Source organism: Nocardia sp. NPDC004573, assembly GCF_053602135.1.
On the sequence record NZ_JBSGDA010000003.1, the window covers coordinates 418,781 to 440,230 of the forward strand.

Here is a 21,450-nt window from a genome sequence, read left to right on the forward strand (position 1 = left end):
TGCTACGTCGCCGCGGTCTGCCGGATGATCGCCTGCGCGTGCGGGACGACGCCACCGCACTGTAAGACTTGAAGGCGTGCGCATCGACCTGCATACCCACTCGACCGCGTCCGACGGCACCGACACACCGGCCGAACTCGTGCGGAACGCGGCCGCGGCGGGCCTGGACGTCGTCGCGATCACCGATCACGACACCACGGCCGGATGGGCGGAAGCGGTCGACGCGCTGCCGAAGGGGATGAGTCTGGTCCGCGGCATGGAGATGTCGTGTGTGGGTCTGGGCGAGGACGGCTGGCCGGTGCCCGTGCATTTGCTGGCGTACTTGTTCGACCCGACCCATCGCGGGTTCGCCGACGAACGCGAGCGGTTGCGCGCCGAACGGGTGGAACGGCTGCGCGCGATGGCCGAGCGGATGGCGGCCGACGGACTGCCGATCGACCCGGATGCGGTGCTGGCCTCGGCGGGCCCTTCGGCGGGACGTCCCCATCTGGCTCGCGCGCTGGTCGCCGCCGGTGTGGTGCCCAGCGTGGACGCGGCGTTCGATGAATTGCTCGCCCCGCACGGCCGCTACTACGCCGAGAAGGCCGACACTCCGCTGCGGCGTGCGGTGCAGATGATCGCCACGGCCGGTGGGGTCAGCGTCCTGGCGCACACCAGGGCCCGCAAGCGGGGCAGGCTGCTGGCGGTCGACGACATCCGGGAGCTGGCCGGCCTCGGGCTCGGCGGCTTGGAGATCGACCATCCCGACCACTCCGCGGCCGACCGCGCGCTGCTCACCGATCTCGCCGCCGAACTCGGCCTGCTCACCACCGGTTCGTCGGACTACCACGGCACCAACAAGACCATCCGGCTCGGCGAATTCACCACCGATCCCGCGCAATTCGAGAAGCTGGCAGGCAAGGCTTCCGGCGTGCCGGTGATCGCCTCGTGAGATTCGTGCGTGGACTCAGCGGCGTGGTCGCCGGGGGGACCGTGGTGGGCATGCTGATCGTGGTCGGCGCCGCCGTCCTCGCCGACCGGCGCGGGTTCCCCGGTCCGGGCGGTGAATCGGTCGCCTGGCATGTGGGGGCCGCGACGGTCGCCCTCGCGGCGCAGGTCTACGCGGATCGGCATCGCGGTGGGGCCGCCTTGACCGCGTCCATAACGGTTTTCCTGGCTGCTGGATTATTGCTCTGGACCCAATGGTGGAGCTGACCCCAGCGCTTTGGTTGCGGGCGGATGAATTGTGCCCGAATATTTTTCCTTATGACCGAATTCGAGACGGATGTACTGGTAATCGGCGGTGGTCCCGCCGGTGCCTGGGCGGCCGTCTCGGCCGCCGCGGCGGGCGCCACGGTCGTGCTCGTCGACAAGGCGCGCTCCGGGGCCTGCGGCCCGACCGCCCACGGCGCGATCTCGTTGTGGCACCTTCCGCCCGGCCCCGCGCGGGACGAGGCGGTGCGGCGCGGGCACGCGCACGGCGGTGGGCTGGGCGATCCGGACTGGATGCACCGGGTGCTGGAGGAGACCCAGCAGCGGGTCGAGCAATCGGCTCGGTGGGGTTATCGCATCGCCGCTGACCCGGCGGGCCCGGCTCGGCGGCGGATCCATCTCGACGGCGCCCGCTACCTGCGGCGGATGCGCCGCGCGGTGCGGGAAGCCGGGGTGCGCGTCCTCGATCACCATCCGGCTCTGCAATTGCTCGTCGACCGTGACGGTGTGGTGGCGGGCGCGACCGGGCTACATCACCACGACGGCTTCCCGCGGTGGACCGTGCGTGCGGGCGCGGTCGTGGTGGCCACCGGGGGCTGCGCGTTCCTGTCCGGCGCCGCGGGCACCGACGTGGACACCGGCGACGGTCTGCTGCTCGCCGCGGAGGCCGGGGCCGAGCTGTCCGGCATGGAGTTCTCCTGCGCCTACAGCCTGATGCCGTCCGGGACGGCGAAGCCGGCCGCGCTCCGGAGCCTCGCCTTGCGGTTCGCCCCGCTCTACGACGAATCCGGCGCCGAACTGTCCGGCCACCGCTCGGCGGCGCTCGCGGCCATCGCCGATGGTCAGCGGGTCTTCGCCGCCTTGGACGACGTGCCGGTCGACCGCCGCTCCCGACCGGAACGCCAGGGCGTGGGCGGCCGCGCCGAGCGGGTGCCGCTGCGCGCCGTGCTGGAGGGCACCGTGCGCGGTACCGGGGGACTGCGAGCCACCGGATCGGATTGCGCCACGACCGTCCCGGGCCTGTTCGCCGCGGGCGATGTCGTCAGCCGCGAGGCGATCAGCGGCGCGGTGAGCGGATCCGGCTGGCTGGGTGGAGCGTGGGCGATCGCCTCCGGTGTCTGGGCGGGCACGGGCGCGGCGAAATTCGCCCGCACGGTGGATCGGCGGGCTCCGGTGCGCGAGGTCCCGGGGGCCGGGCTCAACGCCGTGGCCCGGATCGATCCGCGGGCGGTGATCGGCCTCGTCCAAGAGCACACCTTGCCGTTGCGGCGTAGCTACTGGCGCAGCGCGGGCAGCCTGCGTGACAGCATCGGCGAGCTCGACGGGATGTGGCCGGGCGCGGAATTCGACCTCGGCGGCAGCGGCGCCGACCTACTGCGCGCCCGGCAGGCCGCGGCGCTGCTGGCGGTGGCGCGCTGGACGAAATACAGTGCGTTGTTGCGTGCGGAGAGTCGCGGCATGCACCGCCGGACCGATCATCCCGGCGCGTCCGACACTTGGCGGATGCGGCTGATGACAGGTGGCGTGCGCAACGTATGGGTGCGGGCGGACGCGCCGCATCCGATGTCGGAGCAGGCCCGCGATATCGTCGCATGAGCCGCGTCCACGGCGTCGTGCCGGAGCCTTCCGGCCGCTGCGACGGACTCACGACCTCGCAGCCCCGAACAGTGCGGTCGCTCACCGGGCCACGCTCGTGAACGGGGAGTTTCCGCTTACCTGAAGGTAATTCCCGGCCCATACCGTTGGGTGATGGAGCGCGACACGGCCCAGGGGGTTACCGGTTTGGCAACTGGCCTACCGGACTGGCAGAATGTGTCGGATTCCTTACCTCCGCCACCGCCGGGTGAGGGAATCACGGAGGTCTCCGCCTCGCCGACGTACCGTCGCGACCCGCGAGATCGCACCGCATGTTCTGTCCGGGCCCACCCGTCCGGTTCTGTTTCGCGGATCAGTGCCGCGCCGCCCTCGAGATACCGGCAAGTCGTGTTCGCTCGCTCGCAGCCGCCTCGAAACATACCGGCCAGCGTGCCCGATGAGCCCAGTGAAACGACTTATACCCATTACCCAGTGGTAACCGTCCCCCGGTTTAGCCCGACCCGAGCAGGAGTGAAATCGTGTCACCTGTGACTGACGCACCGAATTCCACCGCAAGCCTGTCCGAAATCACCAACGACGAAATCTTCGCGGGACATCTCGGCGGCAAGCTCTCGGTCGAACTCAGTGCGCCGCTGGAGACCCAGCGTGACCTCTCGATCGCCTACACCCCGGGCGTAGCCCAGGTCAGCCGCGCGATCGCCGAGGACGCGGCGCTGGCCAAGCGCTACACCTGGACCGATCGGCTGGTCGTCGTGGTCAGTGACGGCACCGCCGTGCTCGGCCTCGGTGACATCGGCCCGCGTGCCTCGCTGCCGGTGATGGAGGGCAAGGCGGCGCTGTTCAAGAAGTTCGCCGGGCTGGATTCGATCCCGATCGTGTTGGACACCAAAGACGTCGACGCGATCGTCGAGACGCTGATCCGCCTGCGGCCGAGCTTCGGCGCGGTGAACCTGGAGGACATCTCCGCGCCGCGTTGCTTCGAGATCGAGAAGCGCGTCATCGAGGCGCTCGACTGCCCGGTGATGCACGACGACCAGCACGGCACCGCCATCGTGGTGCTCGCGGCGCTCAACGGCGCGGCCAAGGTGCAGGGACGTGGCATCGACGGCCTGAAGGTCGTGGTGTCCGGCGCGGGCGCCGCCGGTGTGGCGTGCACCAACATCCTGCTCGCGGCCGGTGTCCGCGACGTGACCGTGCTCGATTCGAAGGGCATCGTCAACTCCGAGCGCGGCGACCTCAACGAGGTGAAGGCCGAGCTGGCCACCCGCACCAATCCGCGCGGCCTCACCGGCGGCGCGGCCGAGGCACTGGCCGGCGCGGACGTGTTCCTCGGGCTGTCCGCCGGTCTGATCGCCGAGGAGCTCATCGCGTCGATGGCGCCGGAGTCGATCGTGTTCGCCATGTCCAACCCGGACCCGGAGATCCACCCGGAGGTGGCGCGCAAGTACGCGGCGATCGTGGCCACCGGCCGCAGCGATTTCCCGAACCAGATCAACAACGTGCTGGCGTTCCCCGGTGTCTTCAAGGGCGCTCTGGACGCGGGGGCCCGGCGGATCACCGAGGGCATGAAGATCGCCGCCGCCGACGCCATCCTCAGCGTCGTCGCGGACGAGCTGGGTCCGGACAAGATCGTCCCCAGCCCGCTGGACCCGCGGGTGGCCCCGGCCGTCGCCGAAGCGGTCGCGGCCGCCGCCCGCGCCGAGGGCGTCGCGTAACGCTGTCTCCGCATCGACAGGGCGCTCCGTTCACTGGGAACGGGGCGCCCTTGTCGTGGGAGCGGGGTTCAGTTCGGCGTTGGGTGTCCCTACGGTGCGCGGCGAACGGCGCAACCGGCCCGTGCCCGGCGCACCGGCCCACACCGCGAAGGCCAGCAGCCCGTCCAGCAGCATTGCCAGCAGTGCTACCAGCAGCGCGCCCACCAGCACCCGGTCGTAGCGGTAGAGGCTGATGCCGTCGAAGATGTAGCGGCCGAGCCCGCCGAGGTTGACGTAGGCCGCGATCGTCGCGGTGGCCACCACTTGCAGGGTCGCGCCGCGCAGTCCGGTGAGCAGGATGGGCAGCGCGTTGGGCACTTCCACCCGGAACAGGATCTGCCGCTCGGTCATGCCCATGGCGCGGGAGGCGTCCACGACATCGGGGGGCACGTTGGCGATTCCGGCGTACGCGCCCGCGAGCAGCGGGGGAATGCCGACGGTGACCAAGGCGAGCAGCGGCGGAATCAGCCCGAGGCCCAGCAGCAATACCAGGAAGGTCAGCAAGCCGAGGGTCGGCAGCGCGCGCATGGCATTGGCGAAACCGACCAGTACCGCCGCCCCGCGCCGGGTGTGGCCGATGAGCAAACCCAGCGGTACCGCGATGACCGCCGAGACGGCCACGGCCAGAAAGCTGTACCAGAGGTGCTGGAGGATGCGGGTCTCGATGCCGGACGGCCCGCTCCAGTTGGCGGAGTCGGTGAAGTAGTGCCAGGCGTCGAGGAACAGGTTCACGATGCGGCGCCTTTCGCCTGTACGGCCCGGGCGTCCGCGCGCACCCACGGCGTCGACCAGCGGCCCAGCGCGTACACGACCCGGTCGGCGATCAGCGCCAAAGCGAGCGTGACGAGGATGCCCGCGACGATCTCGTCCGGATAGTCGCGCTGGTAGCCCTGGGTGAACAACTTGCCGAGCCCGCCGACGCCGATCAGCGCGCCCACCGACACCATCGCGATATTGGTGACCACCACCACCCGCAGGCTGGACACGAAGACCGGCACGGCCAGCGGCATGTCCACGGTGAGCGTGCGGCGCAGCGGGCCGTAGCCGACCGCGTCGGCCGCGTCGAGCACGGCGACGGGCACCGAATCGAGTGCGGCCGGGACCGCGATCACCAGCAGTGCCGTGGAATAGACGGTGAGCGCGATGATCACGTTCAGCGGATCGATGGCCGAGATCCCCACCAGCGGAGGAATGATCACGAACAACGCCAGCGAGGGGACGGTGTAGGCCAGGCTCGCGGCGGTCACCGTGACCCGGCGCAGCCACGACACCCGCCGCACCAGCGCACCGACGGGAATCGCGATCACCGCGGCCAGCAGCAGCGGCACCAGCGCGAGGTAGAGATGGGTTGCGGTGAAACCCATGATCTCCGGAAAGTTCTCCACGAGATAGCGCATTGCCGCTCAGCGCACCTGTTCTTCGAAGAAGTGCCGGTTGCGTGCGGCGTCTTCCCGCGTGCGTTGCCGGGCCAGCTGCTCGAGCACGTCGGTGGCCAGCACGCCGCCGCATACGGCGCCGGAGTCGTCCACGGCCACGCCGACTCCGGCGGGCGAGGAGATCGCGGCGTCGAGTGCCTGGCGCAGGTCGCCTGCCGGGGTGAACAGCGAGCCGCCCGCCGACATGCTGTCGGCCAGGGCGCGGCCCGCGCGGAAGCCTTCGACTCCGGTGACGTCCATCCAGCCGACCGGCTTGTTCGCCGCGTCCACCACGAGCACCCACTCGCCCGCGTCCAGCCGCAGCCCCTCGACTTCTTCCGCCACGGCCGTCCGGATCTCGTGCAGGGGAACGTCGGTCGCGGGCCGGAAGGACAACCCGCGGTAACCGCGGTCGCGGCCGACGAAGTCGGCGACGAAATCGGTGGCGGGCTGCGCCAGCACGCGCTGCGGCGGGTCGTACTGCTGGAGCACCCCGCCGCGGCCGAACACCGCCACCCGGTCGCCGAGGGTGATCGCCTCGTCGATGTCGTGCGTCACGAACACGATGGTCTTGTGCAATTCCGCTTGCAGTCTCTGCATTTCGACCTGCAATTCGGCGCGCACCACCGGGTCGACGGCGCTGAACGGCTCGTCCATCAGCAGGATCGGCGGGTCCGCGGCCAGCGCGCGGGCGACCCCGACGCGTTGCTGCTGGCCACCCGACAGCTGTGCCGGGTACCGCCGGGCCAGCGAGCGATCGAGGCCGACCCGGTCGAGCACCTCGAGCGCCGCGGCGCGGGCGGCACGCCGCGAGTCACCGCGCAGCACCGGAACGGTCGCGACATTGTCCAGCACCGTCCGGTGCGGCAGCAGCCCGCCGCTCTGGATGACGTACCCGATCCCGAGGCGGAGCCGAACCGGATCGATGGTCGAGATGTCTTGTGCGCCAACGGTGATCGTCCCCGAACTCGGCACGATCATACGGTTGATCATCCGCATCGAAGTCGTCTTCCCACAGCCGGAAGGGCCGACGAAGACGGTGAACGACCCGGATTCGATCCGCAGATACAGGTCGGTGACGGCATGGGTGCCGTCCGGATAGGTCTTGCTGATACCGGAGAATTCGATATCGGACAACGAATCTCTCCTCTAGCCGACCGGCTTGTTCAGCCCTTTGGCGGCGACCCACGCCGCGGCGGCGGCCTTGGGCTCGGTCTTTCCTTCGCCGGACACGGCCTTGTTCAGCTCGAGCAGCTCGGCGGTGGTCAGCTGCGCCGACACCGCGTTCAGCGCCGCGAGCACCTTGTCCGACTTCTTGCTCGCGTTGAGCAGCGGCACCACGTTCTGCGCGGGGAAATTGTGCTTCGGGTCTTCCAGCACCACGAGGTCGTGCTGCGAGATGGCCGGTGAGGTGGTGAAGATGTCGGCCGCGGTCACCTGGCCCTCGACCAGCGCGCGCACCGTGGCGGGACCGCCGCCGTCGGCGATCGGCACGAAGTTGTTCGCGGCGATGTCCAGGCCGTAGTTCTTCTTCAGGCCGGGCAGGCCGCCGGCCCGCTCCTGGAATTCGGCGGGCGCACCGAATTTCACCTCGGCCGAGTGCGCGGCCAGGTCCGCGATCGTGCGCAGGTTCCAGCGCTGCGCGGTGGCGCGGGTGACCACGACGGCGTCCGAATCCGCACCGGGCGCGGGCGTGCCGATCGCGAGATCGGCGCCGAGTGCCTTGCCGAGCGCGCTCTCCACATCGGCGGCGCCGGTGGCGGTGGCGTTCTTGTCCAGATACTGCAGCAGGTTGCCGGTGTAGTCGGGGATCACCGAGATGGCGCACTGCCGCAAGGCGGGAACGTAGGCTTCGCGACTGCCGATGTTCAGCTTGGTCTCGACGCTGAAGCCATTGGCGCGCAACACTTCCGCGTATACCTCGGCGACGGTCTCGGACTCGGGGAAATTCGCCGAACCGACGATCAGCCCGTCTCCCGAGCAACTGCCGCCGGTGGCGAGCGGATCGGAATCGCCACAAGCCGACAGGGCCATCGCGACGGCCAGTGCCGTCGCGGCGGCGAGGACGCGCGCCGCGCGCAGCGCGACGCGCACGGCGGGCCGCCGCGCGGCGGCATGGGGGGTGCGGGTGGATTTCACGAGAGTCCTTCCGACAGGACGGCGGGCGCGGTCTCGGCACCGAGCGGCCGCCGGTACATTCTGGGTGTCCATACTGCCCGCTTCCGGATTTTTCCGTTGGCTGTGTCGATTCGTCGGAGAGTTGGTGTCGCCGCATGGTGTTGGCCGCGTCACAGCGGGTGCTGGCTCGGTTGCTGGTCGTCGCTTCCGTCGCCCTGGTCGCTTCCTGCGGGAACGACGAGCCGGGGCCGTCCATCACTGTCGGCGCGGGTGACTCGATCGAGTCGTCGGTGCTCGCCGAAATCTACGCGGGGGCACTGGCGCGCACCGGTGCGCGGACCGCCGTCGCCCCCGAGCTGGGCAGCCGTGCGGACTACCTCGCCGCCCTCGACGCGGACCGGGTCCAGGTGGTCGGCGAGCACACCGGCGCGTTGCTGGCCCATTTCGATGAACACGCGACGGATCGGCTGCCGAAGAAGGTGGCCGAAGCGGTGAGCGCCGTACTGCCCGAAGGGCTGGTCGTCTCCGATCTCGCCGACGGCGCCGATCTGCGGCCGCGGGTGCTGCTCACCGAGCAGATGGCCGCGCAGGACAAGCTGCGTTCGGTGGGTGATCTCGCGCCACGCTGCGGCGGGCTGACCGCCGGCGTGGCGATCCCACCCGGCCTGCTGCCCTCGGCTGGGCGCGACCGCGTCGACGGATGCGACTTCGCGGCCGTCGTGGCCTTCCCGGATCCGGCCGCGCTGCGGACAGCGCTGCTGGAGGGACGGGTGCAGGCCGGTCTGCTCGACGGTCCCCCCGAGCTCGCGCCCGGTGCGACCGACGGATTGACCGTGCTGACCGATGACGACTACGCCGTGCGCGCCGAGAACGTGCTGCCGCTGTTCCGCAAGGGGCTGCTCGACCAGCGGCAGATCAAGAAGCTGAACTACGTCGCGGGCGAACTGACGACGGACGAGTTGGCGGCCATGATCCGCAGCGTCCGGGACGAAGGCGCCGCACCGGGCGAACTCGCGCGCGCCTGGCTGGACAAGCACTCTTTGTAAGCGGTCGGCCGGAGCCCGAGCCCAGGGCGATATGTCGGAAACCGAGCGATAGATGTCGCATCCGACACTGCCGTTGCTATGAGCTGCGACATAGTGTGGCAGCTGGGCCCGCTCAGGGTCCGCCCGCGCACGCTGGGTCGTCCTGCGCGGTCCCGCAGCAGCAACGGCGCTGGAGAAGGTCGCCGACGTCGCCGACCTCCGGCGGGACCGACACCGAGAGGCCATCGAGAACGCACATCTCGATGGCCTCTCGCCGTGTACCGGCCGGCCTCTCGGGAACGCGAATACCAGAGCTCGGCGAATGTGTGGCTCGTCACGGGCCGGTCCGCCTTGCCGCCCGATCATTCCGCGCCGTATATTCCACGCAGAATATTTAGCGTGGAGCATGTCGGCGTCCGGGGATAGCGTGCCGGTCGGCGGGAGGCTCCCGGCGTCGATGGCCGAGCGGCCGGGACGCTTCGGCAACGGAGGTGATCAAGCAATGGGGCAAGGGCAGGCGCATCCACCGGTGACGCCGTTGGCCATCGCCGTGCTCGCGCTGCTCGAGGAGCGGCCCATGCATCCGTACGAGATGTTCCAAACGCTGATCGCCCGGCGGGAGGACAGGCTGGTGAAGGTGCGGCCCGGCTCGCTGTACCACACCGTGTCCCGGCTGGCCGACCAGGAATTGGTGCGCGCCGATGGCGTCGACCGAGCGGGCAACCGGCCGGAACGCACCACCTACCGGATCACCGGGCGCGGACGGGACGCGTTACGCAACCGGATCGCGGAGATCGTGCGGCGGCCGGTCCCGGAGTATCCGATCTTCCCGGTCGCGCTGGGCGAGTTGCACAACCTGCCGAAGCCGGAGGCGCTCACGCTACTGCGCGAACGAATCGGCGTGCTGGAAACCGAACTGGCCGACGCCGACATGCTGAGCGCGTGGGCTGAAGAGCACGTCGTCCCGCGCCGCTATTGGATCGCCCTGCCCTACCTGCGGGCGCTCCTCGCCGCCGAACTCACCTGGGTCAAGGAGTTCACCGCCGAATTGGCCAGCGGCGCACTCGATTGGGAGGACTTCGACCCCGAGACCGGCGCACGCGCCGGAGCCGAGCCCGGCGCGGGCTCGGCGGTGTCGCCACCGGTGCTGCCCGGCGCCGCGGCGAACCCTATCCCGAGTTTTTCGGATAATCCGAGTTAGGAACGAAAGAGATGTCCACCGAACGTAATCCGTGGCCGGCGCTGCTCGCGCTGGTCGTCGGCTTCTTCATGATCCTGCTGGACATGACGATCGTCGCGGTCGCCAATCCCGCGATCATGACCAGCCTGCACGCCGACATCTCGCAGGTGATCTGGGTGACCAGCGCTTACCTGCTCACGTACGCGGTGCCGCTGCTGGTCACCGGGCGGCTGGGTGACCGGTTCGGCCCCAAGAACATCTATCTGATCGGCTTGGCGGTCTTCACCGCGGCATCGCTGTGGTGTGGCGTGTCGGGCACCATCGGCATGCTGATCGCCGCGCGCGCCGCACAGGGCGTCGGCGCCGCACTGATGACGCCCCAGACCATGGCCGTGATCACCAGGACCTTCCCGCCGGACCGGCGCGGCGCGGCGATGGGCCTGTGGGGTGGCGTCGCGGGGTTGGCGACGCTGGTCGGCCCGATCCTCGGCGGTGTGCTGGTGGACGGTCTCGGCTGGGAGTGGATCTTCATCGTGAACGTGCCGGTGGGCGTCGTCGCCTTCGCGCTGGCGGTCTGGCTGGTGCCCGCGCTGCCCACCCACGAGCACAAGTTCGACATCCCCGGCGTGCTGCTCAGCGGCATCGGCATGTTCCTGCTGGTGTTCGGCATCCAGGAGGGCAACAGCTACGACTGGTCGTTGCGGATCTGGCTGTTGATCGCCGCGGGCGCGGTGGTGCTGGCGGTGTTCGTGGCCAACCAGGCCAGGAACAAGGGCGAGCCGTTGCTTCCGCTGAGCCTGTTCCGCGACCGCAACTTCGCGCTGTCCAATGCCGCGATCGCCGCGATGGGCGCGGCGGTGACCTCCCTGATGGTGCCGACGTACTTCTACCTGCAGGCGGTGCGGGAGATGTCGCCGACCGAGTCCGCGCTGGTCTTCGCACCCATGGCGATCGTGACCGGTTTCTCGGCACCGCTGGTCGGCAAGTTCGCCGACAAACTGCATCCGCGGATCGTGCCCACCATCGGCTTCGGGCTGTTCGCGCTGTCGGTGTTCTGCTTCGCGGCGCTGATGGAACCGGACTCCTCGCTGATCTGGTTCCTGCTCGCCGCGGCGCTGGCCGGCTTCGCCAATGCCTGCATCTGGGCTCCGCTGGCGGCGACCGCGACCCACAATCTGCCGGTCCAGCAGGCCGGTGCGGGCGCGGGCGTCTACAACACCACCCGTCAGGTGGGCTCGGTGCTCGGGAGCGCCGCGATCAGCGCACTGGTGGCGGCCAGGATGACGGCGAACGGACTGGGCGGCGGCCCGGTCGCCGAAGGAGGTGCGGGCCAGGGCCCGATCCCGGAGTTCGTCAAGGATTCCTTCAGTACCGCACTGAGCCAGGCCACGCTGCTTCCCGCCGCGATCCTGCTCATCGGCGTCGTCGCCTCGGTGTTGTTCATCCGCCACGGCGCGAGCACCCCGGCGCGACCGGAGAACGAACGGGTCGAGGTCGACTCCGTAGCGAGCTGACATTCCGAACACTGTGCCCCGCAGAAGCATTCTTCTGCGGGGCACGTTCGTCGGCGCAACCGGCTCGGCAGCACGTGGGTAAGCCATCGAAGGAAGCGATCCGGCGGTGGTGGGAGGGCCGCGCTCAGGCGACCTGCACGGTGACCGAGGGGTAGCCGGTGGCGCCATCGGGGATGACGTCGCGGCGTTCGGCGGTCTGGATTTCGCCCGCGCCGTCGGTGGCGCGGGCGCGGAGCGTGTGCGGGCCGGAGGTGGCGTCCCAGTCGAAGACCCATTGCCGCCAGGTGTCGATGGATTGTTCTTCAGAAAGGCGGGCCTGCTGCCAGGGGCCGTTATCGATCTGGACTTCCACGGCGCGGATACCGCGATGCTGTGCCCACGCGACTCCGGCGACCGGGATGCGGCCGGGCTGGAGGCGGCCGCGGGCGCGGGGAGTGTCGATGCGGGTGCCGGTCTTGATCGGGCCGCGTGCCGCCCAGCCGCGGCGGGTCCAATAGGCGGTGGCGCGGTCGAAGCGGGTGACCTCCAGTTCGGTCACCCACTTGGTCGCCGAGACGTAGCCGTAGAGGCCGGGCACGACCAGCCGGGCCGGGTAACCATGCTGGACCGGAAGGGGTTCGCCGTTCATGCCGATCGCGAGCATGGCGTCGCGTCCATCGGTGAGCACCGCCAGCGGAGTGCCCGCGGTCCACCCGTCGGCGCTGTGCGAGAGCACCATGTCCGCGTCGGGGTGCGGCCCTGCCTCCGACAGCAGCTGATCCACGCGGTAGCCGAGCCAGCGCGCGTTCCCGATCAGGTCGCCGCCCACCGGATTCGACACGCAGGCCAGCGTGACCAGATGCTCCTCCACCGGACGGCGGGCCAGTTCGGCCCAGTCGAGCCGGATCTCGCGGTCGACCATGCCGTGGATGCGCAGTGACCAGCCGTCCTTGGACACCTGCGGCACGATCAGCGCGGTATCGATCCGGTAGAAGTCGTCGTTCGGGGTCAGGTACGGCGTCAACCCGGGTACGCGGAGATCCACGCCCGGCGCGACCGGCTCGGCGGGGGCGGTCGGTTCCGGCAATCGCACGGCGGCTCGCTCACCGGAGACATCTGTGCGGCGTGCGCCGAGCACGCGTCCGCCGACGCCGGTGACCACGGCCAATCCGCCTGCCGCCAGCAGCCCCTGCAAGACGCGCCTGCGCTCGGGGGCCGGGGATCGCCTGTTGTCGGCGACCGCCGACGGCGACGCTGCCGATGCGGTCGCGTCCGTCGTCCCGGCCGATCCGGTTCGATGCTGTTGTGCGTCAACGTCTTTGGTGTTTCCACCGGCTCCGGGCACGTTCGGAGCCGAACCGGAGCCCGCGCCGACCCCCGCATCGGAGGTATCGCCGATGTCTGATGCACGCCGGCGCCCACCTCCGTTCCCGCCGCCGGCGGTGGACGCCGACCCATCGGTCAGCGCTGCGGAGTTGCCGGTCGACGGAGTCGCGCCGACCGGCGTGTCAGCGACAGATTCTGTTACCGCCGCGTCGATGCGACGAGTCAGCGCGCGCAGCGCGTAGATGCCGACGGCGACGCCGACGACGGTCGGCAATGCGGCGGTCAGACCGGCGCGCGCCACCGCCACCCATGCCGTGATCACCCCGAACACCGCGAACACCCACGACCCGGCCGCACGAGTGGTCCGTTCGATCGCTCCCGCCACTCCGGCCACCACCAGCGCGAGCACGCCCATGATCAAGTACAGCGCCGCTTTGTCGTTGGTTCCGAAGCTGGTGATGGCCCACTCCCGCAACCCGTCGGGGGTGTGGTCGACGACGGCGGAGCCGAGCAGGTGCAGCGGCGCGCTGTCGGGGCCGAGGAACGCCGCGAGCAGTTCGGCCACGCCCAGCGTGAGGCCCGCCGAGACGATCCCGGCCACCACGCGCAATCGCAATTCGGCCATGCGAACGAGACTACTGCCGGTCGGCCGCGCTGACCGGGGTGTTCCCGGCAGTGCGGGCACGGAACGAACCGTGATAAGCGAAAGGCGCTGTCCGCGAAGGTCCGCGGGCAGCGCCTTTCAGCGATCAGCTCAGTTGTAGATGCTCGCCACGTCGTCGGCGTGCTGCTTCATCACGACCGCGCGCTTCAGCGACATCTTCGGGGTGAGCTCGCCGGTCTCCTGGGTCCAGTCGATGGTCAGCACCCGGATCTTCTTGATCTGCTCGGCGTGCGAGACCTTCTTGTTGGTCTCGGCCACCGCGGCGTTCACCTCCGCCAGCAGATCCGGGTTCTCGATCAGCTTCTCGATCGGTGTGTCGGCGGGCAGGTTGTTGCGTTCCTTCCAGCCGGGCAGCGACTCCGGATCCAGCGTGATCAGCGCGCCGATGAACGGCCTGCTGTCGCCCACCACCATCACCTGGCTGATCAGCGGGTGCGCCCGCAGCGAGTCCTCCAGCAGCGCGGGGGAGACGTTCTTGCCACCGGCGGTGACGATGATCTCCTTCTTGCGGCCGGTGATGGTGATGAATCCATCGGCGTCGATGGCGCCGAGGTCACCGGTCTTGAACCAGCCGTCCTCGAAAGCGTCCTCGGTCGCATCTGTGTTGCCCCAGTAGCCGTTGAACACGACGGAGCCGCGCAGCAGCAGTTCGCCGTCCTCGGCGATCTTGGCGGCGTGGCCCTCGATCGGCCGCCCGACCGAGCCGACCCGGATGTGCTCCGGGGTGTTGACCGAGATGGCCGCGGTGGTCTCGGTGAGGCCGTAGCCCTCGTAGATGGTCACGCCGACGCCACGGAAGAAGTGACCCAACCGCGCGCCGAGCGGACCGCCGCCGGAGACGGCCGCCTCACACTGGCCGCCGAGCGCGGCCCGCAGCTTGCTGTAGACCAGCTTGTCGAACAAAGCGTGCTTCAACTTCAGCCCGATGCCAGGTCCGCCGTTGTCGAGCGCCTCGCTCCACGCGATGGCGGTGTCGGCGGCGGCGTCGAAGATCTTGCCCTTGCCGCCGTCGTGCGCCTTCTGCTTGGCGCTGTTGAACACCTTCTCGAACACCCGGGGTACCGAGAGGATGAAGTGCGGCTGATAGCTGCCGAACTGCTCGACCAGGGTGGACCAGTCGGCGGTGTGCGCGACGACCACCTTCGCGTCGAACGCGGCCAGCGCGACGGCGCGGGCGAACACGTGCGCCAGCGGCAGGAACATGAGGGTCTTCTTGCCCTCGGTGACGTACTTGTGCAGCGCGATCCGGTCGGACTTGGACTCCGCGTACAGGTTCGCGTGGGTCAGCATGACGCCCTTGGGGCGGCCCGTGGTGCCCGAGGTGTAGATCAGGGTGGCGGGCGACTGCGCGCCCACCTGGGCGCGGCGCTCGTGCACGATCTGGTCGTCCAGGTCGGCGCCGCCGGCGATCAGCTCGTCCAGCGCACCCTTGTCGATTTGCAGGGTCTGCCGCAGGTCCGGCAGCGACCCGGTCTCGATCTCGTCGATCACCTTGCGGTGTTTGTCGCTGTCGAGGATCAGCAGCTTGGTGGCGGAGTCCTGCAGGATCCACTTGGCCTGCTCGGCGGCGGAGCTGTCGTAGATCGCGACGGTGCAACCGCCCGCAGCCCAGATCGCGAAGTCGAGGACGGCCCACTCGTAGCGAGTGGGGGCCATGATGGCGACGCGATCGCCGAGTTCGAGACCCGATGCGATCAGGCCTTTCGCCACGCCGGTGACGGTTTTCGCGAACTCCGCGGCGGTGACATCCCGCCAGCCGCCACTGCCGTTCGGCACGTTGAACAGCACCGCGTTCGGCGACTGCTCGGCGTGGCGGAAGACGTTGTCGGAATTGTTCGCGTCATCCGGAATGGTGTAGGAAGCCGGGACTTCGAACTCTCGCATCAGTGCCCTTCCACGTGGGTTTACTCGCCAGTAATCTACGACACCTGCGCCAGGGTCGTGAGGTCGACCACCGCCAATCGCCTCCGTACATCACCGCAGACGGGGGACCCGCTCGGTTTTCATCCTAGTTCGCGCAGGTCCGCCGGTTGAATCGCTTCGCGCAGGAACTCGGCGAGTTCGCGCAGCGCGGCCGCGGCGGGCGCCGCCAGCGCGGCCTGTAGCTGAGCGACGTGCCACAAGCCCTTGCTCTCGGTGAAGCGCACGTGTACCCCCGCCTCGCGCAGTGCCGCGACCAGCGCGACGCACTGCCGGTGCAGCAGCTCGCTGACGTCCACCTGCACGTAGGTCGGCGGCAGGCCGCTCAGTTCGCCGGTCAGCGGGGCGTAAGCCGGATCCGCGGAATCGCCGTCGCCGAGGTAGGCGGCCGCGCAAGCGCGCGACCAGGGCCTGTTGATCACCAGATCGCGTTCCCGCTCCGGCATCTCGTTCGGGTCCGCCCACGGCGCGATCAACCCGAGCGCGGCCGGGGTCTGCCCGTGCCGGGCGATCAGTCGCTGCGCCAGCGCGAGCGAAAGACCGCCGCCGGCGGAGTCGCCGGAGACGGCGATCCGGTCCGGCCGCAGGCCCGTCGCCACCAGTTCCAGGAACGCCGCCTCGGCGTCGTCCAGCGCCGCGGGGAAGGGGTGCTCCGGCGCCAGCCGGTAGTCCAGCACGTAGACCGGGCAACCGGTGTCCACCGCCAGCCGGGCCGCCAGCGAGCGGTGCGTGGCCGGCGAACCGACCGCGTATCCGCCTCCGTGGAGATAGAGGACGGCGCCGTGCTCGGAGGTGTCCGCGAAGTCGATCCGCTCGGCGGGCCTGCCGCCCAGGCGCACGGGCCGCACGACGGCGCCCGCGGGCAGCGACTGTGCCCGCGAAGTCACGTCGAGCAGCCTGCGTTGCGCCGCGAACGGCAATCGTTTGTTCAGTGTGACCCGGAAGATCGGATTCAGTATTGCCCGTGCGAGAGGCAGCGGAAGGTCGATGTCCCGCATTCGTCGTTCCTCGGCTCCCGGCTCAGGGCAGGAAGCGGCGTTCGACATTGGCCGCGATCCGCTGGTAGCCCGACGCGGTGACCCGGACGAACAGATCCAGCAACTTGGCCTCCCAGCCGATCAGCACGCGGCCCTGCCCCTTGCGCACGCCCTCGACAATGGTCTGCGCCGCCATTTCCGGGGTGTGGATGGCCAGCTTCCGATCGAACATCGACGCGGCGGACTTGGCGTCGATGCCTTCGGCGTAGGTGGCGTTGCGGGCGACGGCGGTCTTGATGCCGCCGGGATGCACGCAGGTGACCTTGACCGGGTGCCGCGCGACCAGCATCTCCTGGCGCAGCGACTCGGTGAAGCCGCGCACCGCGAACTTCGCCGCGTTGTAGGCGCTCTGTCCGGGGATCGCGATCAGGCCGAACAGGCTCGACACGTTGACGATGTGGCCGTCGCCGGACTCGATGACCATCGGCAGGAACGCCTTGGTGCCGTTGACCACGCCCCAGAAATCGACGTCCATCACGCGCTCGAAGTCCTTGTACTCCGAGCGGATGACCTCGCCGTGGTGGGCGATGCCCGCGTTGTTGTACACCTGGTGCACGGTGCCGAAGTGCGCGTGCACCGCGTCGGCGTAGTGGATCACCGCCTCGCGCTCGACCACGTTCAGGCGGTCGGACTTGACCTGCGCGCCGAGCTGCTCGCAGCGGCGCACGGTCTCGGCCAGACCCTCGACGTCGATGTCCGACAGCGCCAGCTTGGCGCCGCGCCGGGCCAGATTCACCGCCAGCGCCCGGCCGATCCCGGAACCCGCTCCGGTGATCACACATACCTTGTTCTTGAAGTAAGCGTCACTGCTCACGATGCCACTGCTTTCAGATCTTCTCGGGAGATGGAGATGTCGTACGCCGCCACGTCGAAATTTCTGGTCAGCCTACGGAATTCGAACGTGAAGTCCGGCCACAGCGTGGTGTTGTTGCCGTGCTTGTCCAGGTACCAGCTCGAGCACCCGCCGGTGAGCCAGACGCTTCCGGCCAGCTTCGCCTGCAGGTCGGCGTTGTAGGCATCCTGCACGTCGCGGCGCACTTCCACGGTACGCAGGTCGAGGCGGTCAACGGTAGCCAGTGCGTCGGCTATGTAATTGATCTGCGACTCGATCATGTACACCATCGAGGTGTGCCCGAGCCCGACGTTCGGGCCGAGCAGGAAGAACATATTGGGGAAGTTCGCGATCGAGGAGCCCTTGTAGCCCTGCTGGCCGATCTCGTCGAACACCTCCGACAGGGTGCGTCCGTCGCGGCCCGCGATCGTGTCGTAGGTCGGCGAGTCGGTGACGTGGAAGCCGGTCGCCACGATAAGCGCGTCGATCTCACGCTCGGCGCCGTCGGCGGTGACGATCGAGTGCGCGCGCACCTCGGCGATGCCGTCGGTGACCACGTCGACGTTGGGCCGCGACAGTGCGGGGTAGTAGTCGTTGGAGATCAGCATGCGCTTGCAGCCGATCCGGAAGTTCGGCGTGACTTTGGCCCGCAGCTGCGGATCGCGGATCTCGTAACGCAGCTTGGCCTTCGCGACGGCCTCGAACACCTGCATGAGGGCGGGCACCTTGGCCAGCCCGACCACCTGGGTCTCGCGCGCGGCGTAGATGGCCGCGCGGGATAGTCGCTGCAGACCCGGGACGTGCCTGAAGGCGAGCCGCTCCGCCTTGGTGTACGGACGGTCCAGGCGCGGCAGCAGCCACGGCGCGGTGCGCTGGTAGACATCCAGGTGGCCGACCTTCGGGGCGATGGCGGGCACGATCTGGATGGCCGAGGCGCCAGTGCCGATGATGGCGACCCGCTTGCCGGTCAGGTCGGCGTCGTGGTTCCAGCGCGCGGAGTGGAAGATCTCGCCCTCGAAATCGTTGATGCCTTTGATGTCGGGCAGCGCGGGCTCGCACAGCGCGCCGACCGCCGAGACCACCGTGTTCGCGGTGAAGCTGCCCTTGCTCGACTCGATCTCCCACAGGGCGGTCTCGTTGTTCCAGCGGGCGCTGGTCACGTCGCAGTCGAAGATGTGCTTGTCGCGCACGTCGTAGCGCTTCGAGACCTCCTCGATGTAGCGCTGGATCTCGCCCTGCCGGGAGAACGACCGCGACCAGTCCGGGTTCAGCGCGAACGAGTACGAGTACAGGTGCGAGGGGACGTCGCAGGCCGCGCCGGGGTAGGTGTTGTCGCGCCAGGTGCCGCCGACGTCGCTGCCGCGCTCCAGCACGAGGAAATCGTGGCGACCCTGCTGGGTCAGCCGGATGGCCAGACCCAGACCCGCGAACCCGCTGCCGATGATGATCGTCCTGGCGTGGCGCGTGGGTCGGCCGGCGACAGCTTTGTCTGTGACCTTGCGACTCATATAACCGAGCCTACGGCCCTATTGAGCGCTAGTCAACAGTGTATTGACTGGCGTTCAGTAGGATTGGCGGGTGACCAGAACCCAGACAGACGCCCCCAAGCGCACGCGGCTGAGCCCGGACGAGCGCCGCGAGCAACTGATCACCTTGGGTGCGAAGATGCTGGGCGAGCGCTCCATCGAGGACATCTCCGTCAGCGAGATCGCCGCCCAGGCCGGTATCTCGCGCGGCCTGCTGTTCCACTACTTCCCGACCAAGCAGGACTTCCAGCTCGCGATCGTGCACCACGCCAACGCCGAACTGCTCGAGCGCGTCACCCCGGACCGCAGCCTCGGCCTGTTCGAGATGCTGCGTGATTCCATCGCGCGCTACATCGAGTACGTCACCGAGAATCGCACGTCCTACCTCGCGCTCCTGCGCGGCCCCACCAGCGTGAGCCCCGAGCTGGCCCCGCTGGTCGATCAGACCCGCGACGCCATCATCGGCATCATCCTCGCCGAGACCCCGGTGCCGATCGCCGAGGCCGGCCATCCCCGCCTCATGCTCGCGATGCGCGGGTGGATCGCGTTCGTCGAGGAATCCACGCTCACCTGGCTGCGCTCCGAGCCGATCTCCCGCACGGACCTGATCGACCTGCTGGTCGAATCGTTGATTGCCATCGCGTTCTCGGTGGACCCGGATCTGGCCGCCGCGCTGCGGGGCTGAGGAGTGCCGGCTCGATCTGCCGGATTCGTCAGGCTCACGGAGTGGTCCACAGTGCGCTGATCGGAAGGCAGGACAGCCCGTCGCCGAAGGGAAGCTGCTGGTCACCGCAGTAGAGGACGAATCCGGCGTGGAATCGGTCACCCAAGCGGCGCTGCAAGAGTCGTAGGGCTCGAAAATCCTCGGTGCGTATGGTTTCGGCCGCTTTGACCTCGATGGCGACGATGCGGCCCACGTTGTCCTCGAGGATCGCATCCACCTCGTAGCCGTCGCGGTCGCGGTAGTGGTGCAACCGGGCCATGGTCTGACTCCAGGTCAGCTGGCGGGTGAGTTCACCGATGACGAATGTTTCCACCAGGCCGCCGGTGGTCGCATCGTTGGTGATTCCGGTCAGGAGGTGCGCTGCGAGGCCCGAGTCGTTGAAGACGAGTTTCGGTGTCGCGATCGCCCGCACGGTCGCATTCGCCGACCAAGCTGGAATCAGCCGGATCAAGTAAATGACCTCGAGCAGGCCGATGTACTCGCGCACGGTCGTGACAGGAACGCCGAGATCGGAGGACAGTCTCCGGTAGTTCAGCAATCCACCGCTCTGCGCCGCCGCCATCGCGACCAATCTGCGCATATCGGAAGTGCGCTGGATGTCGGCAACTTGTCGGACGTCGCGGCTCATGATGTCGTCGAGATAGGACTTGAAGAACTGTGAGCGGCGGCGCGGCATCGTGCGGCGGATGGCCTCGGGATAGCCCCCACGAGCGGCGAGGGCCAGGTAGTCGCGGCGCCGCAGGTCGGAAGGAGGCGTGCGCAGGCGGCTACCCTCGGCGAACGCGGCATCGACGAAACCGTCAGGTGTGCCAGTGATCTCGCCCTGTGATAGTGGGAATAGTTCGATAGTTTCCGAGCGGCCTGGTAGCGCGTCGGGAAGTTCGCTCAAGCCGAGCAAGCGGGCCGAGCCCGTCAGAAGAAATCGGCCGGGTCGAGGGTCGCGGTCGACGGTGTTCTTGATCGCCAGCCACAGCTCGGGAACGCGCTGCACTTCATCTATCAACATGGTGCCGGGATGATCGAGAAAGGCGACTGGATCCGCGGTGGCAGAGGCGCGGGTGCGTGGGTCGTCGAGGTACCGCTTGGCGACATTCTTCTGCTCGTTCAAACAGCGTTCGGCGAGAGTGCTCTTACCAGTTTGACGCGCGCCATTGATGATGACGACACGGGTGTCCGAGAGCGCCTCCGCTACCAGTGCGGATGCTCGACGGGGGAGGTAGTCCACGGCTTCGCGCATGAGGCTATTCTACGGGCCGGGTCGTCGATCTGCCGAACACCACGGCGTCGATCTGCCGAATAATGCGGCGTTGATCTGCCGAATAATGCAGCGTTGATCTGCCGAACTAACTTCCGACGATCTGCCGAGTGCGTCGGCGTCGATCTGCCGGTTGTGTCGGCAAGGGCTATGGCTGGTTGGTCGCCAGGGGCTGTGAGGCACGCCCGATGTGGCCCGAGTGCTGTGTTGCTGCGGACCGCCCTCCCGATACCGCTCGGGTTTGCGACCCGGGCGGATCTCTGGAGCCCGCCTCGCCGGACGGTCGACGGGGTCACGACTGTGGCGCTGCCCACACGCCGCACTCCACATGCCCTTGTGCTGCCAATGCCGTGCTCTTCCAGTGCCTTTCGATTTTGTGTCGGAAATTTCGGCG

The 21,450-nt window shown here is 68.8% G+C and carries 18 protein-coding genes; 8 read left to right on the top strand and 10 right to left on the bottom strand.

Features of this window, described 5'->3' with window-relative positions:
* Positions 1–76: 76 nt before the first annotated feature.
* The 4 genes from ACWEKR_RS07570 (at position 77) to ACWEKR_RS07585 (ending at position 4,502) form a co-directional block, all read left to right on the top strand.
* Entirely contained in the window at positions 77–931 is an 855-nt protein-coding gene (locus ACWEKR_RS07570) for a PHP domain-containing protein (RefSeq protein ID WP_452353771.1), read from the top strand.
* The gene (locus ACWEKR_RS07575) at positions 928–1,194 is read left to right on the top strand and encodes a hypothetical protein (protein ID WP_452353772.1); all 267 of its coding nucleotides are present in this window, start codon (positions 928–930) and stop codon (positions 1,192–1,194) included. The genes ACWEKR_RS07570 and ACWEKR_RS07575 overlap by 4 nt, the downstream gene beginning before the upstream one ends.
* 51 nt (positions 1,195–1,245) lie before the next feature.
* On the top strand, positions 1,246–2,787 hold the full coding sequence (locus ACWEKR_RS07580; protein ID WP_452353773.1) for an FAD-binding protein: 1,542 nt from the start codon (positions 1,246–1,248) through the stop codon (positions 2,785–2,787).
* A 518-nt stretch (positions 2,788–3,305) separates the two neighbouring features.
* Positions 3,306–4,502: an NAD(P)-dependent malic enzyme gene (locus ACWEKR_RS07585; RefSeq protein ID WP_416382558.1), complete on the top strand. Its 1,197-nt coding sequence runs from the start codon at positions 3,306–3,308 to the stop codon at positions 4,500–4,502.
* A gap of 30 nt (positions 4,503–4,532) precedes the next feature.
* Here ACWEKR_RS07585 and ACWEKR_RS07590 read toward each other — a convergent pair whose 3' ends face one another.
* The 4 genes from ACWEKR_RS07590 to ACWEKR_RS07605 are packed head-to-tail and all read right to left on the bottom strand — an operon-like array spanning position 4,533 to position 7,990.
* The gene (locus tag ACWEKR_RS07590; protein ID WP_452353774.1) at positions 4,533–5,273 is read right to left on the bottom strand and encodes an ABC transporter permease; all 741 of its coding nucleotides are present in this window, start codon (positions 5,271–5,273) and stop codon (positions 4,533–4,535) included.
* Positions 5,270–5,938, bottom strand: coding sequence for an ABC transporter permease (locus ACWEKR_RS07595; protein WP_195085882.1), 669 nt, complete (start codon positions 5,936–5,938; stop codon positions 5,270–5,272). Before ACWEKR_RS07595 ends, ACWEKR_RS07590 begins: the two co-directional genes overlap by 4 nt.
* 6 nt (positions 5,939–5,944) lie before the next feature.
* On the bottom strand, positions 5,945–7,093 hold the full coding sequence (locus tag ACWEKR_RS07600; RefSeq protein WP_452353775.1) for an ABC transporter ATP-binding protein: 1,149 nt from the start codon (positions 7,091–7,093) through the stop codon (positions 5,945–5,947).
* Positions 7,094–7,105: 12 nt separating this feature from the next.
* The gene (locus tag ACWEKR_RS07605) at positions 7,106–7,990 is read right to left on the bottom strand and encodes an ABC transporter substrate-binding protein (RefSeq protein WP_452353811.1); all 885 of its coding nucleotides are present in this window, start codon (positions 7,988–7,990) and stop codon (positions 7,106–7,108) included.
* A 239-nt stretch (positions 7,991–8,229) separates the two neighbouring features.
* Between ACWEKR_RS07605 and ACWEKR_RS07610 the strand changes: the two genes are divergently transcribed.
* From ACWEKR_RS07610 to ACWEKR_RS07620, 3 genes are all read left to right on the top strand, one after another.
* Entirely contained in the window at positions 8,230–9,120 is an 891-nt protein-coding gene (locus tag ACWEKR_RS07610; protein WP_452353776.1) for a glycine betaine ABC transporter substrate-binding protein, read from the top strand.
* Between the two features lie 481 nt (positions 9,121–9,601).
* On the top strand, positions 9,602–10,300 hold the full coding sequence (locus ACWEKR_RS07615; RefSeq protein WP_452353777.1) for a PadR family transcriptional regulator: 699 nt from the start codon (positions 9,602–9,604) through the stop codon (positions 10,298–10,300).
* An 11-nt stretch (positions 10,301–10,311) separates the two neighbouring features.
* Entirely contained in the window at positions 10,312–11,793 is a 1,482-nt protein-coding gene (locus ACWEKR_RS07620; RefSeq protein ID WP_452353778.1) for a DHA2 family efflux MFS transporter permease subunit, read from the top strand.
* A 124-nt stretch (positions 11,794–11,917) separates the two neighbouring features.
* Here the strand turns inward: ACWEKR_RS07620 and ACWEKR_RS07625 are convergent, their stop codons facing one another.
* From ACWEKR_RS07625 to ACWEKR_RS07645, 5 genes are all read right to left on the bottom strand, one after another.
* Entirely contained in the window at positions 11,918–13,723 is a 1,806-nt protein-coding gene (locus tag ACWEKR_RS07625) for a molybdopterin-dependent oxidoreductase (protein WP_452353779.1), read from the bottom strand.
* Positions 13,724–13,852: 129 nt separating this feature from the next.
* Positions 13,853–15,646 carry an AMP-dependent synthetase/ligase gene (locus tag ACWEKR_RS07630; protein ID WP_452353780.1) on the bottom strand — a complete coding sequence of 598 codons (1,794 nt, stop codon included), beginning with the start codon at positions 15,644–15,646 and terminating at the stop codon, positions 13,853–13,855.
* A 119-nt stretch (positions 15,647–15,765) separates the two neighbouring features.
* The gene (locus tag ACWEKR_RS07635; protein ID WP_452353781.1) at positions 15,766–16,680 is read right to left on the bottom strand and encodes an alpha/beta hydrolase; all 915 of its coding nucleotides are present in this window, start codon (positions 16,678–16,680) and stop codon (positions 15,766–15,768) included.
* Positions 16,681–16,702: 22 nt separating this feature from the next.
* Positions 16,703–17,533, bottom strand: coding sequence for an SDR family NAD(P)-dependent oxidoreductase (locus tag ACWEKR_RS07640; RefSeq protein ID WP_452353782.1), 831 nt, complete (start codon positions 17,531–17,533; stop codon positions 16,703–16,705).
* Entirely contained in the window at positions 17,530–19,059 is a 1,530-nt protein-coding gene (locus ACWEKR_RS07645; protein ID WP_452353783.1) for a flavin-containing monooxygenase, read from the bottom strand. The genes ACWEKR_RS07640 and ACWEKR_RS07645 overlap by 4 nt, the downstream gene beginning before the upstream one ends.
* 70 nt (positions 19,060–19,129) lie before the next feature.
* On the opposite strand from ACWEKR_RS07645, the gene ACWEKR_RS07650 reads away from it, so the two are divergent.
* Positions 19,130–19,762: a TetR/AcrR family transcriptional regulator gene (locus tag ACWEKR_RS07650; protein WP_452353784.1), complete on the top strand. Its 633-nt coding sequence runs from the start codon at positions 19,130–19,132 to the stop codon at positions 19,760–19,762.
* Between the two features lie 34 nt (positions 19,763–19,796).
* Here the strand turns inward: ACWEKR_RS07650 and ACWEKR_RS07655 are convergent, their stop codons facing one another.
* On the bottom strand, positions 19,797–21,038 hold the full coding sequence (locus ACWEKR_RS07655) for an ATP-binding protein (protein ID WP_452353785.1): 1,242 nt from the start codon (positions 21,036–21,038) through the stop codon (positions 19,797–19,799).
* Positions 21,039–21,450: the final 412 nt, after the last annotated feature.